This is a genomic window from Leucobacter chromiireducens subsp. chromiireducens (assembly GCF_016758255.1).
Taxonomy (GTDB): Bacteria; Actinomycetota; Actinomycetes; order Actinomycetales; family Microbacteriaceae; genus Leucobacter; species Leucobacter chromiireducens.
The window spans coordinates 512,813-529,233 of sequence record NZ_QYAD01000002.1; the positions used below are offsets into that span (position 1 = coordinate 512,813).

Genomic DNA, 16,421 nt, shown 5'->3' on the forward strand with positions numbered 1-16,421 from the left:
CCTAGCGCCCCGCGGCCCGCCCCGCGGTCTGCTCGGCGGAGTCGAGCAGCGTTGTGACGCCGAGCATAAACGTCTTGCGGTCCTCGAGATCAGCGAGGGGGCCGGTGAACCGCGCGATCTGTGGATACGTGCGCGGGTCGGCGAGGATGGGGCCATCAAACCAGGGCGAGGTCTCCGGGGACGGGTCGAGCTCACCGCTCTCGATGCGCGCGCGGGCGATTCCAGAGGCGGTCGACAGGATGTACGACGACAGTAGTGCGTAGTGCTGCACGACGTCGGCGGGTGGGAGCCCAGCGCGGTCGAGTGAATCGAGAAGCAGCTCTATGGCCCCGAGCTCGCCCGGTCCGTGTGTGGTCAGCACCATTGCCTCGGCGGCGATGGACGGGTGCGCAGCGTATTCGCGCAGTGTTCCCTCGGCGAGCTCTATCACGCGACCACGCCAGTCCTCGGCCGGGGCCTCGATTGTCGCGAGGGCGCGAACGTGCAGCTCGTCGAGGAGCACCTCCATCAGGTGGCCTTTGCTGCGGAAATGGCGGTAAATCGCGGAGGGGTCCACTCCGAGGCTCAGCCCCAGAGCCTTTGCCGAAAACTCGTTCGATCGGGTTTCGGCGGCAACAGCGAGGCCGGCGGCGACGATCATGTCGACGTCGAGGCGCACCTTTCGTGCGCCGGACCGGCCTCGCGTTGGTGCGGTGGCGGGCGTCGTGGTCATTCGATTCCTTCCCTCGGCCCAGCGTAGAGCATCTCGTGCGGGAGGCGGGGCATTGTGGGCGGCGGGCTAGAAAAACACGGTGACACCACCTTTGTCAAAGGCTTTGACAAAGGTGGCCGTTCTCCCGTACGCTCCATCTCATTCCGATTCAAAGTCGAACAAGGAGTGAGATGCCGAGCGAAGTATTGTTCATCGGAGGGGCCGTCTTCACCGGGAGCGGGGAACCGCAGCGCGGTGTCGCCGTCGCGGTGACCGGCGGTCGCATCACCGCGGTGGTGCCCGAAGCTGATGCTGAGGCGCTGGCCGGACCGGATACCCGCAGGGTCGACCTGGCGGGGGCCCTCCTCTCGCCCGGGTTTCAAGACGCGCACATCCACCCGATCAGCGGCGGTGTCGAATCGCTGCAGTGCGATCTGACCGCGTCGGAGAACGCGGCGGATGCCGTGCGCTTGATCGCGGAGTATGCGGCGGCCGCACCGGCGGAGCCCTGGATTCTGGGCGGTGGCTGGTCCATGGACCACTTCCCTGGAGGTGCGCCAACGCGCGGGCTCATCGACGCGGTGACGCTCGATCGCCCGGTGCTGCTGATGAGCCGTGACCACCACAGCACGTGGGCAAACACCGCGGCGATCCGCGCGGCGGGGCTCGACGCCGAGACGCCGGACCCCGAGGACGGACGCATCGAGCGCGAAGCCGACGGCTTCCCCGCCGGCACCTTTCACGAGGGCGCTGGAGCACTGTTCGATCACGTGAAGCCGGCGCTCTCGGAAGAGCTCATCTACCGTGGTCTGTTGCGGGCACAGGATGACCTGATCGCCCAGGGCATCACCGGCTGGCAGGACGCCTGGGTCGGTGCAGACGGGCCGGGCGCCGGCACACTCGAAGCATACGAGCGCGCAATTGACGAGGGCACCCTCAAAGTCCACGTGGTCGGCTCCCAGTGGTGGGAGCGTGATCGGGGGATCGAGCAGATCGCCGAAAAGATTGCTCGTCGTGACACGCGCGAGGCGAGCGGAACGGCAGATCGCTTCTCGCTCGGCACCGTCAAAATGATGGTCGACGGGGTCGCCGAAAACTTCACCGCCGCAATGATTGAGCCGTACCTCGACGAACAGGGACACAGCACCTGCAACCACGGGATCTCCTTTATCGCTCCCGAAATTCTCGAGGCGGCGGTGACCCAGCTCGACGCCGCGGGCATGCAGGTGCACTTCCATGCGCTCGGGGATCGCGCCGTGCGCGACGCACTCGACGCGGTGGCTGCGGCTCGTGCCGCAAATGGCGTGAGCGATGCGCGCCACCACCTCGCCCACCTCCAGGTGGTCACCGAGGAGGACGCGAAGCGCTTCGCCGAGGTCGACGCAACGGCCAACATGCAGATGCTCTGGGCTACGCATGAGGAGCAACTGGACACGCTCACACTCCCGTTCCTGCAAGACGGAGCCGTGAACCGGCAGTACCCGTTCGGTGACCTGGAGCGCGGCGGCGCCCGCCTCGCTGCCGGCAGCGACTGGCCCGTCTCGACGGCGGACCCGCTCGCCGCGATCCACATCGGTGTCACACGGGTCGGTCCCGAGATTGATGCGGAGCCGCTCGGCGGAGCCACGCAGCAGCTCGCGCTCAGCACTGCGCTCGCGGCATACACCTCCGGCACGGCGTACGTGAACCATCGAGACCACGACACAGGCAGCATCCGCGAGGGCTATCTCGCGAACCTGGTGGTTATCTCGCCCAACCCGTTCGATCTGGATCCCGAAGCGCTGCACACCGCACGCGTCCGGGAGACCTGGATCGAGGGCGACCTCGTCTACGCACGCGCCGAATAGCGCGTCCCGGCCTGATCCACTCTTTCCGCTATTTCCTCACCTTTTCATCCCCGCACGCGCCTGGCGCTGCACCCACACCCAAGGAGAACACTGGTGTTCACACTCTCGAAGCGGAGCCGCGCCCGCGGCGCCGCGCTCATCGCGGGCCTCGCTGTCGCAGGCGTTACCCTCACCGCCTGTTCAGGCGGCGCCACCTCTGCTGGTCCGATCGAGTGGTCGGTGACGGATCATACGGCGGCGCCGTCGGGTGAGATTGATCAGGTGACGTGGGCGAGTTACGCGGAGCCGTTCTCGTTGGATTATGCGTATGCGTTTGATTACGCGGATAACCAGGTGCTCGCGAATGTGTGTGAGTCGTTGTTGCGGTTGAATCCTGATTTTTCGTTGTCGCCGGGGCTTGCGGAGTCGTTTGCGAATCCGACGCCGACGACGTGGGTCTATCAGATTCGTGATGGGGTGCAGTTTCATGATGGGGCGGTGTTGACGGCTGCGGATGTGGTGGCGTCGATGCGGCGTCATGTGGATCCTGCGGTGGGGTCGTCGTGGGCGAGTGTGTACCAGAACGTGGTGTCGATTGAGGAGACGGGGCCGCTTGAGGTGACGGTGACGACGAAGATCCCGGATTCTCAGTTCAATTTGGGGATGGGGGGTTCTGCGGGTGTGGTGGAGTCGGCTGCGACGCTTGCTGCGGCGGGTGCGGATTATGGGAATTCGTCTGGTGGGGTGAATTGCACGGGGCCGTTCCGGTTTGATTCGTGGAAGTCGGGGGAGAAGATTTCTTTGAGTCGGTTTGATGGGTATTGGGATGCGGGGTTGCGGGCGAAGTCTGAGAAGTTCGACTTCGTCTTCATGGCGGACGCGACTGCGCGCACCAATGCACTGAAATCGGGCGAGGCGGATGGCAGCTGGGTGCTGCCACTCGATGCCGCGCGGAATCTCGAGGACGCTGGCAAGGGCGACGTGCTCTTCGGCATGAACACTGCGGTTTCGAACCTGGTGGTGTCGAACCTAGAGGGGCCGCTCGGCGACCCGCGGGTGCGCAAAGCGCTCCTCATGGCGATCGACCGGCAGGGGATCCTCGAGGCAATGACGAGCGGCGTGGGCGAGCCCACGGATGTGTTTACGACCGAGTCGGTGTGGGCCGATGGTGACCCTGCGGCAACACAGGCCGCGTTCACGGACATCGAGGCGTACCCCTTCGACATCGAGGCCGCCAAACAGCTGATTGAGGAGGCCGGCGCGACCGGTCAGGAGATCACGATCGCCACTGCGCCGATTAACCAGGAGTTTGCAGTTGTATCGCAGGCCACCGCGGCCGCGGCGAAGGCCATCGGGCTCGAGCCGAAGATCAACACGGTCACCCCGGCCGCCTACACCACGCTCTTCTCGGACCCGGCCGCGCGCGAGGGCGTCGACCTCTTCTACACGGTCTGGTACCTCTCGAGCCCAGACCCGCTCGAGATGTACTCGGTGCTGCGGACCGGTGAGTTCAGCAACTACGGCAACTGGTCGAACCCGGAGTTCGATCAGCTCGTCACCGACGCGGTCTCGACGATGGATCCCAAGGAGCGCAGCGCGCTCACCGCGCAGGCGCAGCAGCTCGCCAACGCCGAACTGCCCTGGCTGCCACTCGCCGCAGTGCCGAACGCGATGTACCTCGGGGAACGAGTCACTGGCCTCTCGCCGTCGATCGCGTTCCTCTACTACCCGTGGGCCGCAACGCTGGGCGCCCGCTAACCTCACCCCGTCTCGGGCGGCGGCAGCACGCCGCCGCCCGAAACCCTGATCGGAGAAACGACGATGATGTACGTGCGCCGTATCGCATCCAAACTGGGTGCGCTCCTGCTCACGCTGTTTCTCGCCTCCCTGCTCGTCTTCTTCTCGCGCTTTATCGTTCCGGGCGATCCCGTCCGGTTCCTCTTGCGCGGGCGGAAGCCGAGCCCGGAAGCGGTTGCCGCGGTGACTGAGCAGTATGGACTCAACCTGCCCCCCTGGGAGCAGTACTTTAACTGGCTGTTCGGTATCTTCCGGGGCGACTTCGGCCGCTCCCTGCAATTCCGTCAGGATGTATCGACGGTCATTGGCGACCGCCTGTCTGTCACCCTGGGGCTCGTCGTCATGGCCGGCCTGATGATCGCGATCGTGGGCATCAGCTCCGGCGTCATCGCTGCGCTGAACAAGGGAAAGCTTGCCGACCGGGCCACGCTGATCTTCCTCACGGTGCTCGGTGCGATCCCCTCGTTCGTTGGGGCCATCGTGCTCATCTCGGTGTTTGCCGTGACGCTCGGGTGGTTCCCGACCTTCGGCTCGGGAACCGGCTTCTGGGACACGGTGTACCACCTGTTCCTGCCTTCCCTCGCGTTGGCCATCTCCTTCGTCGTGCTGATCGGCAAGGTGACACGGTCCTCCATGGTCGAACAGATCGGCCGCGAACACGTCGAGGTCGCACTGAGCCGCGGAATCAAGCGCGGCACGGTGATCCGCCGCCACGTCTTCCGAAACTCGATCGGCCCGATTGTCACGGTGAGCGGCCTGCTTGTCGCGGGTCTGCTTGTCGCGAGCACGATCGTTGAGTCCGCCTTCGGTATTTCGGGGCTGGGCTCGCTGCTCGTGCAGTCGGTCGACCGACTCGACTTCCCGGTTGTGCAGATGATTGTCCTCCTTGTCGTCACCGCCTTTGTAGTGGTGAACGCTGTGGTCGACCTGCTCGAACCCCTCATTGACCCCCGTGCCGCCGCAGGAGCTGATGCGCGATGACGATCCCTAATCCCACGACCGCGGTGCGCGTGATGCGCGCGCCGCGAGTGCGACGCTCGAGCTGGCTCTTTCTGTCCAGCGTGATCGTGCTCGGCGCAGTGACGCTCGCCGCGGCACTCGCCCCGTTTGTTGCTCCCTACGACCCCGACGCGGTCGACTTCATGGCATTCAACGGCGGGCCGACCGCCGCCCACTGGCTGGGCACCGACGGTCTCGGCCGCGATATCCTCAGCCGCATGATCTGGGGCGCGCGCACCGCGCTCCTTGGCCCGCTGCTCGTTGTCGTGTTCTCCACGATCGTCGGCATCCTGCTCGGCCTCCTCGCCGCGTGGCGCGGCGGGTGGGTCGACGCCGTGCTCGGGCGCATTTTCGACGTGATCTTCGCGTTCCCCGCGCTCTTGATCGGGATCATGGCTGTCGCGCTGTTCGGCAAGGGCCTCGTCGCCCCGGTCATCGCGATGAGCCTCGCCTACGCGCCCTTCGTCGCACGCCTGACGCGCTCGCTCATCACCGCCGAGCGCAACCGTCCATACGTTGCGGCGTACCGGGTGCAGGGCTTCAGCGGCTCCTGGATCGCGCTTCGACGCGTGCTTCCCAACGTCGTGCCCATCGTCGGCGCGCAGTCGACGCTCAACTTCGGCTACGTGCTCGCCGAGCTCGCTGGCCTTTCCTTCCTGGGCCTCGGTGTCCAGGCGCCCACGGCCGACTGGGGCGCGATGATCAACGAGGCGCAGCCAGGCATCGCTGGCGGGCATTTCTTGCCCGCGGTGGTGCCGGCGATCGCGGTTGTCATCGTCGTGGTTGCCGTCAACATCATCGGCGAGGAACTCTCGGAACGAATCGGAGGGGGTGTGTCCGCATGACACTGCTCAACATCGAAGACCTGACCCTTGACCTGCCGAACGGCAAGCGCCTGCTCGACGGCATCTCGATTCGCGTCGAGGCAGGCGAAACGATTGGCCTCGTGGGGGAGTCCGGCTCGGGGAAGTCGCTCACCGCGCGCTCTGTGCTCGGTCTCCTTCCCGGCGGGGCGATCACCGGGGGCAGCGTGAGCTGCGATGGCCGGGAAGTGCTCGGCGCCTCGAAGCGCGAGCTGCTGTCGGTGCGACGCTCGAGCGCGGCGATGATCTTCCAGGATCCGCGAGCGGGGATCAACCCGATGCGCACGATCGGCGACCACATGACCGAGTCGTTGCGGCTGTGCCAAGGGGTCTCGTCGAGTGCGGCTCGCATCAAGGCGCTCGAACTGCTTCGCGCCGTTCGGCTCCCGCGACCCGAGGACCACCTGGGACAGTATCCGCACGAGTTCTCGGGCGGCATGCTGCAGCGCGTCATGATTGCCGGCGCGCTGTCGAGCGAGCCGAAGCTGCTCATCTGCGATGAGCCGACCACCGCGCTCGACGTGACCACGCAGGCCGAGATCATCCAGGTGCTCCAGGAGCAGCGCGCGGCGCGCGGCATGGGCATGCTCTTCATCACGCACGACCTCAACCTGGCCGCCTCGATCTGCGATCGCGTGTACGTGATGAGCGGCGGCAGCGTCGTCGAGCAGGGCGGCGCACGTGAGATATTCACAGCGCCGACCGCCGACTACACGAAGCGGCTCATCGCGGCGACGCCGAGCGTCGAGGTCGACCCGGCGGAAACTGTGGCGTCGCGTGCCGGCGTTGCCTCCGAGGGTGCGGCCGCGGCTGGGGGCGACTCCCCGCTGGTGCTCGTGGAGGGGCTCTCGAAGACCTACCACCCGCGTGGCCGCGAGGCGGTGCACGCGGTGCGCGATGCGTCACTCACGATCCCGCGCGGCGGATCCCTCGGCGTCGTGGGCGAGTCCGGTTCGGGCAAGTCCACCCTCGCGCGCATGATCATCGGGCTCGAGCAGGCAGACTCGGGCGTGCTGCGGATCGGCGGCGCCGAGCGCACCGCGGTGCCGAAGGGGCGGGACGCGCGGCTGGCCCGCGCGCGCAGCGCCCAGATGGTGTTCCAGGATCCCTACCTTTCGCTCGATCCCCGCATTCCTGTGGGCCGCGCGATTGAGGACACGCTTCGGTTGCACACCGGGCTGACGCCGGCGGAAGCGACGCGCCGGGCGCTCGCGCTGCTTGACGACGTCGGGCTCCAGGCGGAGCACGCGCAGGCGCTGCCGCGGACCCTCTCGGGCGGGCAGCGACAGCGCGTGGCCATCGCGCGCGCGATCGCGATCGAGCCGCAACTGCTCGTGATGGATGAGGCGACAAGCGCGCTCGATGTCTCGGTGCAGGCGCAGGTGCTCGATCTGCTCGCCCGCGTTCGTGCGGAGCAGGGGCTGACGATTCTCTTCATCAGCCACGACCTCGGCGTGGTGCGGCGGGTGTGCGACGAGACCCTCGTGATGCGTCGCGGCGAGATCGTGGAGAGCGGTCCGACCGAGGCGCTGCTCAGCACGCCGCAGCACGACTACACCCGAATGCTCATCGACTCGGTGCCGCGCCCAGCCTGGGCCTGACCGACGGACCACAAGGACACGACCATGCAGACGCTCATCATCGGGGCCGGGGTCGGCGGGCTCATGACCGCGCTGAGTCTCCACGCGGCCGGACACACGGACATCGTCATCGCCGAGCGCAGCTCGGAGTTCCGCGGCCTCGGTGTCGGGCTCAACCTGCTGCCGCACGCCGCGCGCGAGCTTGACGAACTGGGGGTTCTTGACCGGGTGGCTGAACTCGGCGTGGAGCCCGAAACGCTCGCCTACTACACACGGCGCGGGCAGCTGATCTGGGAGGAACCGCGCGGCACACGGGCCGGCTACCGTTGGCCCCAACTCTCCGTGCACCGCGGCAAGCTGCAGTTGCTGCTGCGCGACCTCGTGACAGAGCGGCTCGGCGACGTGATCCGGCTTGGGCACCGCCTGGTCGAGGTGGCCGAGGATGGGCGCAGGGCGACTTTCGAGACCGCGGACGGTGAGCGCACGCTTGCGGCTGAGCTCATCGTCGCTGCCGACGGGATCCACTCGGCGGCGCGTGCGCAGCGCTATCCAGAGGAAGGGGCGCCGGTGTGGAGCGGCCTCACGCTCTGGCGTGGCACCGCCATCGTCGATCCCATCCTCGGTGGGCGCACGATGTTCATGATGGGAGATGCCGAGCAGAAGTTTGTGGCGTACCCGCTGGGCGCGCCGCTCGCGGACGGGCGGCAGCGCATCAACTTCATTGCCGAGCGGCGCGTGGCAGGTTCGCCGTCAGCCGACTGGAACCGGCAGGTGGAGCGCGGCCCGGTCGCGGCGCTCTTCGCGGGCTGGGAGACCGACTGGCTGGACATTCCGGCGATCATCGCAAGCGCGGAGGAGCTGCTCGAATACCCCATGGTGGATCGAGATGCGATCCCGCGGTGGACGTTTGGTCGGATGACGCTGCTCGGTGATGCCGCCCACGCGATGTACCCGAACGGCTCGAACGGTGGCTCGCAGGCCACACTCGATGCGCGCACGCTGGTGCACGCGATTGGCGCTGCTCCCGATCCCGATCTCGACAGCGCACTCGCGACGTACGAGGCCGCACGGCGCCCAGCAACCGCGCGACTGCTCGACATGACCCGGCAAACGGGGCCGGAGCGCGTGATGCAGCTTGCGCGTGAGCGTGCTCCCGAGGGCTTCGCGCACATCCACGACGTGATTCCCGAGGCTGAGCTCGAGGCGATCGCCGCAGACTACAAGCGCGCCGCCGGATTCGATCCTGCGAAGCTGAATGAGCGCACCTCGCTGAGCGTCGAGCCGCGCGCGTGATCACCGCATCGCACGCGGGGTCGCCGCTCTCGCTCAAGCCAGCGTGTCAGATCGCGGTCACGTTGGGTGCTCCGCTCACGTTTGGGGTGACTCGCGACGGTGAACGACGTGTCACCCCGATTCTGGGCGGCACGCTGCTCGGAATCGGGGAATCGTTCGCGGGCCTCCGGGCTGCGGTGCTCCCCGGTGGCTCGGACCGGCAACTCGTGCGCGCGGACGGCACGGTCGAAATCGATGCGCGCTACGAGGCGCGCACTGACGCCGGTGAACTGATCGGCATTCACGCCAGTGGCATTCGGCGTGCGACGCCGGACGGCGTGTACTTTCGGGCCGTGCTCCGCTTCGAGGCGGCGTCAGCGACGTGGGCCGCTCTGCAGGACGCCGTGTTCCTCGCAGACGGTGCGCGCGAGGCCAACGCGGTGCGGCATACCGTGTTTCGGGTGGGCTGATCACTCGCGCCCCTGGCCTCCCAGCGCACTGCCGGAAAGTGCAGTGGCCGCGCACAGGCAATCTCGCTAGCATCGGATCCACCGCATGAGAGGACCCGAGATGGCTCGAGGACGCATGACCACCCGTCGCGCTGGCGTGATCGGCGCAACTGCCGCCGCCGCTGCCGTACTCCTCCTCGCGGGCTGCGCAAGCGGCAGCCCAGCGGGCGAGGACACGAACTCTGGGGGAGACGGCGGCGAAACCTCGACCGCTGGGCCGAGCGACACCGCCCCCACGACCGCCGAACTTGAGAGGCTTATCGCCGACGGGGTGCTGCCCGCAGACTTCCCCGCCGCCGCGGAGCGCGTGCGACTCATTCAGGATGGCGACGAACTGGCCGCGTCATGGACCGGCGCCGCGTTGAGCGAGGGCTGCTCAGCGGCAGATTCCTCCCCGGGATCCATCGCCTCGATGCTGCTGCTGCAAGATGTGGGGATTACCGAGGTGCAGCAGTGCGGCGCCGTGTGGCAGGCGACCCAGGCAGACGGCTCGCACGTGCTCTGGAACACTGAGCGCTAGGTGATCCCGCACGACTGGCACAACCGAGTGTCGTGTGGGCGGCCGGGGTCCGGCCGCCCACCCACGGCCTAGTGCTCGGGCACCTCGAGCCCGTTGACCCGCTGAATCTCGCGCTGGTACTCTGCGACCACGCTGCGTGAGACGCGGCAGTCGAGCAGGATCGTGCCGCTCGCGCCCGCTGCAGTCCAGTCCGCGAGCGCGTCGAGGTCGGCGAGCGACTCCACGCGCACGCCCTGCGCACCGAGCGCCGAGCCGAGCGCGGCAAAGTCGACATCGGGGATGAGCATCGGCGCCTCATCGAGCCCCATGAGGCCGTACAGGTGCACCTCTGCGCCGTACGCGCCGTCGTTCCACACCACGATCACGCCGCTCTGCGCCGTGCGGATTGCGGTCTCGAGGTCGGCCAGTGCCATGAGGCCGCCGCCGTCGCCGGTGCTGAGCACCGTGGTGCTCTCCGGAGCCGCGGCAGCGACGCCTGCAACGGTCGAGAAACCCAGCCCGATCGTCTGGTAGGCCGTGCCCACCATGATCATGCGCTCCGGCGAGGCCACCGGCCAGTACATGTTTGCCCAGCCGAGGAAGTGCCCGCCGTCGGTCGTGACGTGTCGGTTCGCGGGCAGCAGCTCGCCGATCCGCGAGGCAACCGCGCGCGGGTCGAGACGCCCGTCTGCGCACACCCCGTCCGGGTGCTCCTCGAGCCCCGTGCTGCGCACACGGAGCACGCCGCCCGGCTCAAGACCCGCGACGCGGTCTCGCCAGCCGCCCGTTCGGGCGCCCGCGTCCTCGAGCGCGCCGAGCAGGGTCGTGAGGGTGGCCTTCGCGTCGCCCTGCAGCAGAAGGTGCGTGATGGGGTGGTTCGTCTTCGGTGCGGCTACCTGCTCGGCGTCGATGCGAATCACCGTCGTGCCGGCGCCAAAGAGGTCGCCGAAGCGCATGGTGAACTGGTTGAGCGCCGCGCCGACAACAAGCACCACGTCGGCCTGTGCGATGACCTCCATTGCGGGGATCTGGCCGAAGCCGCCCGTGACCCCGAGGTCGAATTCGGCGGCGGGGAAGATCCCACGCGAGAGGGCGGTCGTCGAGGTAAGCGCTCCGAGTGCGTCCGCAATGCGGCCCAGCTCTGCCGCGGCGCCGGAGACGTGGGCGCCACGGCCCGCGAGCACGAGCGGGCGCTCGGCCTCGAGCAGCGCACGGGCTGCGGCCTCAAGCTGGTGCCCGGCGAGGGCCGCGATGGGCTCGCCCTCGGGGGCCGCGTAGCTCGGTGCGGGGGCGGGAGCGTTGGCGACGGACGCGGAGAGTGCTGCGAGAACCGCAGGGTCGCTCATGTCGATCCCGGTCTCAGGTGCGGCAACAGGGGCAGTGACGAGGTCGTACGGGATGCCGAGCACCACGGGGCGCCGGAAACGCATCGCGTACGAGACCGCGCGGTCGACCGTGCGCTCGATGTTCGTCACCGTGAGCATGTGCGTGCGCACGCCCAGCGCGGCAGCGAGCATCTCCTGGTCTACGTCCCAGGGGCGCGGGCCCGAGCTCGGGGCGTCGCCCACGACGACGAGCATCGGAATACGGGCCTGCGCGGCCTCGGCGAGCGCGGTGAGCGTGTTTGTGAACCCCGCGCCGTACGTGGTCGTGGCAATCGCGAGCTTGCCGCTCACGCGAGAGTAGGCGTCCGCGGCGGCGACCGTGCCGGCCTCGTGGCGCACCGCGGTGTAGGGCACGCCAACGTCGGCGAGGCTTTCGATGAGGTGGGCGTTGCCGTTGCCCATGAGGCCGAAGCTGCGATCAGCATGGCGGGCCAGGGCGGCAGCGAGAGTACGCGTGAGCGTGGACGGAGTAGACATCACAGCATCCTTCAATGAAGAGAATTGAATGGGTGGGAACCGTGTATGTCTCGCGAGAGCATCGATGCTCTGCAGCAGCGCCCCTTTTTCGCGCGCCTTAGCCGGCCGGGTCTGAGAGTCTCGACCGAGCTGGACAGATTTATCCTAGTGGGTTGCCGGGCGGTTAACGGTAGTTCTGCGTGATGCGGTCGGCCGCGTCCTTGAGCGCGGTCACCACCTCGTCGACGGACTCGGGCAGGTTGAAGTGGACCACGGCGAGCGCGGCGGGCGGTTCGCCCTCGATGCGCAGCGGTACCGCGATGGCCGTGACGCCGTCGATCACCTCGTTGCGGCTGATCGCGAACCCTTCACGGCGCGCGTCGAGCGCGGCCTCGCTGGGGTCGGGGCTTCCGAATGCGGCGGTGCGCTCGGCGGGGGTGAGGATCGCCTCGATCGCGTGGCCGGGGGCGCCGCGATCGACCGGGTGTCGCACGCCGGGGTTGCGGGCGATCGTTGCCGACACGTTCGATGGCTCCACCGAGACGAGGGTCACGACCTCGTCGGCGTCGAGCACCGTGACGAACACCGTCATCCCGAGTGCGTATGCGAGCTCGGACACGGTGGGCGTTGCTGCGGTGTGGAGCATCGGCGCGACGCCGCGTGCCAGGACCGTGAGTTTCGGGCCGAGGCGGATCCGGCCAGCGGCATCGCGCACGACGAAACGGTGCTGCTCGAGCGTGCGCAAGATTCGGTACGCGTTCGAGCGGTGCACGCCGAGGCCCTCGGCGAGTTCGGTGATGGACATCGGCGAGTCCGCATCGGCGAGGATCTCGAGTGCGCGCAGGCCGCGCGAAAGGGTCTGGGAGCCGGCGGTTGGTGCGCCGGTCTCTCGGGGGGTCGTCATGCCTCCATTGTGGCCTGATACTTGAGGCGCGGGATGTTGTGTGTTCGCGCGCCGCGGTTTATCCTAGATGTGCGATATTCAAACTTCGTGTTCAAATGGTGAACACCGCCGGGCGGAAGCGCGGCAGAGTGAGGAGAAACAGTGCAGTTCCACCACCACGGATATGTCTCCACGGACCCTCGGGTTCAGCCGGCAGCGGGTATTGGTCTCGACCGGCCGAGTGAGCTGCCGGATGAAATCGATGTGCTCATCGTGGGCTCGGGCCCGGCTGGCATCGTCGCCGCCGCGCAGCTCGCGCAGTTCCCGAACGTTGTGACGCGCGTCGTTGAGCGTCGCGACGGCCGTCTGGTGCTCGGCCAAGCCGACGGCATTCAGGCCCGCAGCGTTGAGACCTTTCAGGCCTTCGGTTTTGCCAACGCGATCATCGACGAGGCGTACCAGATCACCGAAACGGCGTTCTGGTCGGCGGATCCCGAGGATCCGAGCCACATCACGCGCACGGGCCACACTGACGACGACCCGAACGGCATCAGCGAGTTCCCGCACCTGATCGTCAACCAGGCGCGCGTCATTGACTACTTCGCAGAGTACGCGCGTCGCGCACCCGCCCGGGGCGACATCGACTACGGCTGGGAGTTCGTCGACCTCGAGGTGGGTGAGGGGGAGTACCCCGTCGCGGTCACGCTGCGCGAGGTCACCGGCCAGAGCGGTGCGGGCATCAACGCGGCCACCGCGGACAATGCCAGCGTCGGCCCCACCCGCGTGGTGCACGCGAAGTATGTGATCGGCGCCGATGGTGCTCGCTCGCAGGTGCGCCGCTCAATCGGTGGCTCACTGCAGGGCTCCACATCGCTCCACGCCTGGGGCGTCATGGACGTGCTCGCCGTCACGGACTTCCCCGACTTCCGCAAGAAGTGCATTATTCATTCGGAGGCGGGGTCGATCCTGCACATCCCGCGTGAGGGCAACCACCTCGCGCGCATCTACGTCGATCTGGGCGAGACGGATGAGAACGATGGCGGCAAGGTGCGCGACACCCCGCTCGAGGCGGTGATCGCGCAGGCAAACGCGATCCTGAGCCCGTACACGCTCGACGTACGAAACGTGCCCTGGCACAGCGTCTACGAGGTGGCGCACCGTTTGACCGATCGCTTCGACGACGCGGAGACCGCACCCGATGGGAAGCAGCGCGTGTTCCTGATGGGCGACGCCTGCCACACGCACAGTGCAAAGGCTGGCCAGGGCATGAACGTCTCGATGCAGGACGGCTGGAATCTCGGCTGGAAGCTCGGCTACGTGCTCGAGGGCCTGAGCCCTGACTCGCTGCTGCAGACCTACTCCGAAGAGCGCCGTGTCACCGCGAAGAACCTCATCGACTTCGACAAGGAGTGGTCGACGCTCATGGCGAAGAAGCCGGAGGAGTTCGCGTCGCCGAAGGAGCTCGAGGAGTTCTACGTGCAGACCGCCGAGTTCCCTGCGGGCTTCATGACCGAGTACACGGAGTCGCTGCTCACGGGGGACAACGAGTATCAGGAGCTTGCGGCCGGGTTCCCGATTGGCAAGCGCTTCAAGTCGGTGCGGACGACCCGTGTCTCGGACGCCGTCGATGTGCACCTGGGCCACCACCATCGTGCGGATGGGCGCTTCCGCGTGTACGCATTCGCGGACGCCGCGGGCACGCAGCTGGAGAGCTGGGCGAACTGGATGCTCTCGAACACCGCCTCGCCGCTGCAGCGCTTCACCCCGCTCGGCGCCGACATCGATGCGCTGTTTGACGTGAAGGCCGTGTTCCAGCAGGAGCACCACGGGGTGGACATCTCGCAGGTGTCGAAGCTGTTCCTGCCGCTCGTGGGCCCGTTCCAGCTGGTCGACTACGAAAAGATCTACGCGGCAAAGCCGGGCGAGGACATTTTCGATCTGCGTGGGATCAGCCGCGACGGCGCCGTGGTGATCGTTCGCCCCGACCACTACGTGTCCGCGGTGCTGCCGCTCAGTGACCCGGCCGCGGTGGCCGCGTTCTTCGAGCCGATCTTCCTGGCGCGCTAGGCGGCGTCGGAACTCAAAAGGGGGCCCGGATCGAAAGATCCGGGCCCCCTTTAGCTGCGCGGGGTGTACCCCGCGTGCGGCTTACTTCGCGGCGAAGCGGAAGAGCTTCTTGTTTGCGAACTCGAGCATGCCGACCTTGCCGAGCTCACGGCCGTAGCCGGACTTCTTGACGCCACCGAAGGGCACGTCAGCGCCCTCGAGGCCAGCGCCACCGATGAAGACCATGCCCACGTCGAGCTGGTTACCGACCTGCTCCGCACGATCCAGGTCGTCGCAGATCACGACGGAACCCAGGCCGTAGGGCGAGGAGTTTGCGAGCTCGATTGCCTCGGCGTCGCTCGACACCTTGTAGAGCTGCGCGACGGGGCCGAAGAGCTCCTGGCTGTACACGTCCATCGCGGGGGTGATGTTCGTGATCACCGACGGGGTGTAGAGGTTCCCCTCGGGCGAGTTGTCGCCCACGAGCACCTCGGCGCCCTGGTCGAGCGCACCCTGCACCTGAGCGGTGAGCGTCTTGGTGGCAGCAGCCGAAGACATGGGACCGAAGTCGCCAGCCTCGTACGACTGGCCAGCGATCGCAGCCTTGAACTTCTCGCTGAACTCGTCGAAGTACTTGTCCATGACGACAATGCGCTTCGAGCCGTTGCACGCCTGGCCGGTGTTCTCCATGCGGCCGCCAACTGCGTGCTCGACCGCGTGGTCGAGATCGTCGGTGTCGAGCACGAGGAAGACGTCCGAGCCACCCAGCTCGAGCACGCACTTCTTCAGTGCGCGGCCGGCCTGCTCAGCAACGATGGCGCCTGCGCGCTCCGAGCCCGTGAGCGAAACGCCCTGGACGCGATCGTCAGCAATGATGTCCGAGATCTGGTCGTGCGTCGCGAAGATGTTGACGTACGCGCCCTTCGGGAAGCCTGCGTCGAGGAACAGCTGCTCGAGCGCGAGTGCCGACTCGGGGCACTGTGCGGCGTGCTTCAGGACGATGGTGTTGCCGAGGATCAGGTTCGGCACTGCGAAGCGCGCAACCTGGTAGTAGGGGTAGTTCCACGGCATGATGCCGAGGATCACGCCGGTGCCCTGGAAGCGGAAGAAGGTCTTGAGGCCGTCCTCGACCTCGAGCTCCTCGTCTGCGAGCCACTTCTCGGCGTTGTCCGCGAACGCTGCCGTGATGGCGCCCGAGAACTCTGCCTCGCCGACCGACTGCTCGAGGGGCTTGCCCATCTCGCGGTTGATGATCGCGCCGAGCTCATCCTTGCGCTCGTCGAAGAGTTCTGCGGCGCGCTTGGCGAGTGCGGCGCGCTCGGCGACGGTGGTCTTGCGAGCCCACTCCGTGTACGCCTGCTGGGCCGCGGCCAGCGAGGCCTCGATCTCCTCCGTGGTCGCGTCGGGGTACTCGGCGATGGTTTCGCCCGTAGCCGGGTTAATTACGGCGAACGTGCCCATAAATGACTCACTCCTTAGTGACTTCGTCGGGGATAGTGACAACTCTTAGTGTCCCACACCGCGATGCCCCGCACTAGCGCGGCGCGCACCGAGTTCGCGTGGATCCAGTGTGTCTCTGCTGCTGATTCCGATACCGTATGGGGCGTTTCGCCGC

At 67.3% G+C, this 16,421-nt stretch carries 13 protein-coding genes; 9 read left to right on the top strand and 4 right to left on the bottom strand.

Annotated elements, in window-relative coordinates; all coding sequences use genetic code 11:
- Window position 1: 1 nt before the first annotated feature.
- Window positions 2-712, bottom strand: coding sequence for a TetR/AcrR family transcriptional regulator (locus D3226_RS08355; RefSeq protein WP_237462580.1), 711 nt, complete (start codon window positions 710-712; stop codon window positions 2-4).
- Between the two features lie 170 nt (window positions 713-882).
- Here D3226_RS08355 and D3226_RS08360 point away from each other — a divergent pair, with 170 nt between their 5' ends.
- From D3226_RS08360 to D3226_RS08395, 8 genes are all read left to right on the top strand, one after another.
- Window positions 883-2,538: an amidohydrolase gene (locus D3226_RS08360; RefSeq protein ID WP_202382060.1), complete on the top strand. Its 1,656-nt coding sequence runs from the start codon at window positions 883-885 to the stop codon at window positions 2,536-2,538.
- A gap of 93 nt (window positions 2,539-2,631) precedes the next feature.
- Complete coding sequence (locus D3226_RS08365; protein WP_337248939.1) at window positions 2,632-4,275, top strand: ABC transporter substrate-binding protein; 1,644 nt, start codon at window positions 2,632-2,634, stop codon at window positions 4,273-4,275.
- Window positions 4,276-4,338: 63 nt separating this feature from the next.
- Window positions 4,339-5,295 (top strand): ABC transporter permease, encoded by a 957-nt coding sequence (locus tag D3226_RS08370; RefSeq protein ID WP_202382061.1) that lies wholly within the window; start codon window positions 4,339-4,341, stop codon window positions 5,293-5,295.
- Window positions 5,292-6,158, top strand: a complete 867-nt coding sequence (locus D3226_RS08375; protein ID WP_202382062.1) for an ABC transporter permease — start codon at window positions 5,292-5,294, stop codon at window positions 6,156-6,158. Before D3226_RS08370 ends, D3226_RS08375 begins: the two co-directional genes overlap by 4 nt.
- Window positions 6,155-7,777: a dipeptide ABC transporter ATP-binding protein gene (locus D3226_RS08380; protein WP_202382063.1), complete on the top strand. Its 1,623-nt coding sequence runs from the start codon at window positions 6,155-6,157 to the stop codon at window positions 7,775-7,777. Before D3226_RS08375 ends, D3226_RS08380 begins: the two co-directional genes overlap by 4 nt.
- 24 nt (window positions 7,778-7,801) lie before the next feature.
- Entirely contained in the window at window positions 7,802-9,049 is a 1,248-nt protein-coding gene (locus D3226_RS08385) for a flavin-dependent oxidoreductase (RefSeq protein WP_202382064.1), read from the top strand.
- Complete coding sequence (locus tag D3226_RS08390; protein WP_202382065.1) at window positions 9,046-9,498, top strand: DUF3237 family protein; 453 nt, start codon at window positions 9,046-9,048, stop codon at window positions 9,496-9,498. Before D3226_RS08385 ends, D3226_RS08390 begins: the two co-directional genes overlap by 4 nt.
- Window positions 9,499-9,613: 115 nt before the next feature.
- Window positions 9,614-10,057, top strand: coding sequence for a hypothetical protein (locus tag D3226_RS08395; RefSeq protein WP_202382066.1), 444 nt, complete (start codon window positions 9,614-9,616; stop codon window positions 10,055-10,057).
- Window positions 10,058-10,125: 68 nt separating this feature from the next.
- On the opposite strand, the gene D3226_RS08400 is transcribed toward D3226_RS08395, so the two are convergent.
- Both D3226_RS08400 and D3226_RS08405 read right to left on the bottom strand, forming a co-directional pair.
- Window positions 10,126-11,898 carry a thiamine pyrophosphate-binding protein gene (locus D3226_RS08400; RefSeq protein ID WP_202382067.1) on the bottom strand — a complete coding sequence of 591 codons (1,773 nt, stop codon included), beginning with the start codon at window positions 11,896-11,898 and terminating at the stop codon, window positions 10,126-10,128.
- A gap of 163 nt (window positions 11,899-12,061) precedes the next feature.
- Window positions 12,062-12,781, bottom strand: coding sequence for an IclR family transcriptional regulator (locus D3226_RS08405; protein WP_202382068.1), 720 nt, complete (start codon window positions 12,779-12,781; stop codon window positions 12,062-12,064).
- 141 nt (window positions 12,782-12,922) lie between these two features.
- Here D3226_RS08405 and D3226_RS08410 point away from each other — a divergent pair, with 141 nt between their 5' ends.
- Entirely contained in the window at window positions 12,923-14,827 is a 1,905-nt protein-coding gene (locus D3226_RS08410) for an FAD-dependent monooxygenase (RefSeq protein WP_202382069.1), read from the top strand.
- Window positions 14,828-14,908: 81 nt separating this feature from the next.
- On the opposite strand, the gene D3226_RS08415 is transcribed toward D3226_RS08410, so the two are convergent.
- Complete coding sequence (locus tag D3226_RS08415) at window positions 14,909-16,267, bottom strand: NAD-dependent succinate-semialdehyde dehydrogenase (protein WP_202382070.1); 1,359 nt, start codon at window positions 16,265-16,267, stop codon at window positions 14,909-14,911.
- Window positions 16,268-16,421: the final 154 nt, after the last annotated feature.

What these genes read in the sequence shown, in the direction of transcription:
- D3226_RS08355 (WP_237462580.1), bottom strand. Translation starts at nt 712, where the DNA reads ATGACCACGACGCCCGCCACCGCACCAACGCGAGGCCGGTCCGGCGCA.
- D3226_RS08360 (WP_202382060.1), top strand. Translation starts at nt 883, where the DNA reads ATGCCGAGCGAAGTATTGTTCATCGGAGGGGCCGTCTTCACCGGGAGC.
- D3226_RS08370 (WP_202382061.1), top strand. Translation starts at nt 4,339, where the DNA reads ATGATGTACGTGCGCCGTATCGCATCCAAACTGGGTGCGCTCCTGCTC.
- D3226_RS08375 (WP_202382062.1), top strand. Translation starts at nt 5,292, where the DNA reads ATGACGATCCCTAATCCCACGACCGCGGTGCGCGTGATGCGCGCGCCG.
- D3226_RS08380 (WP_202382063.1), top strand. Translation starts at nt 6,155, where the DNA reads ATGACACTGCTCAACATCGAAGACCTGACCCTTGACCTGCCGAACGGC.
- D3226_RS08385 (WP_202382064.1), top strand. Translation starts at nt 7,802, where the DNA reads ATGCAGACGCTCATCATCGGGGCCGGGGTCGGCGGGCTCATGACCGCG.
- D3226_RS08395 (WP_202382066.1), top strand. Translation starts at nt 9,614, where the DNA reads ATGACCACCCGTCGCGCTGGCGTGATCGGCGCAACTGCCGCCGCCGCT.
- D3226_RS08400 (WP_202382067.1), bottom strand. Translation starts at nt 11,898, where the DNA reads ATGTCTACTCCGTCCACGCTCACGCGTACTCTCGCTGCCGCCCTGGCC.
- D3226_RS08405 (WP_202382068.1), bottom strand. Translation starts at nt 12,781, where the DNA reads ATGACGACCCCCCGAGAGACCGGCGCACCAACCGCCGGCTCCCAGACC.
- D3226_RS08415 (WP_202382070.1), bottom strand. Translation starts at nt 16,267, where the DNA reads ATGGGCACGTTCGCCGTAATTAACCCGGCTACGGGCGAAACCATCGCC.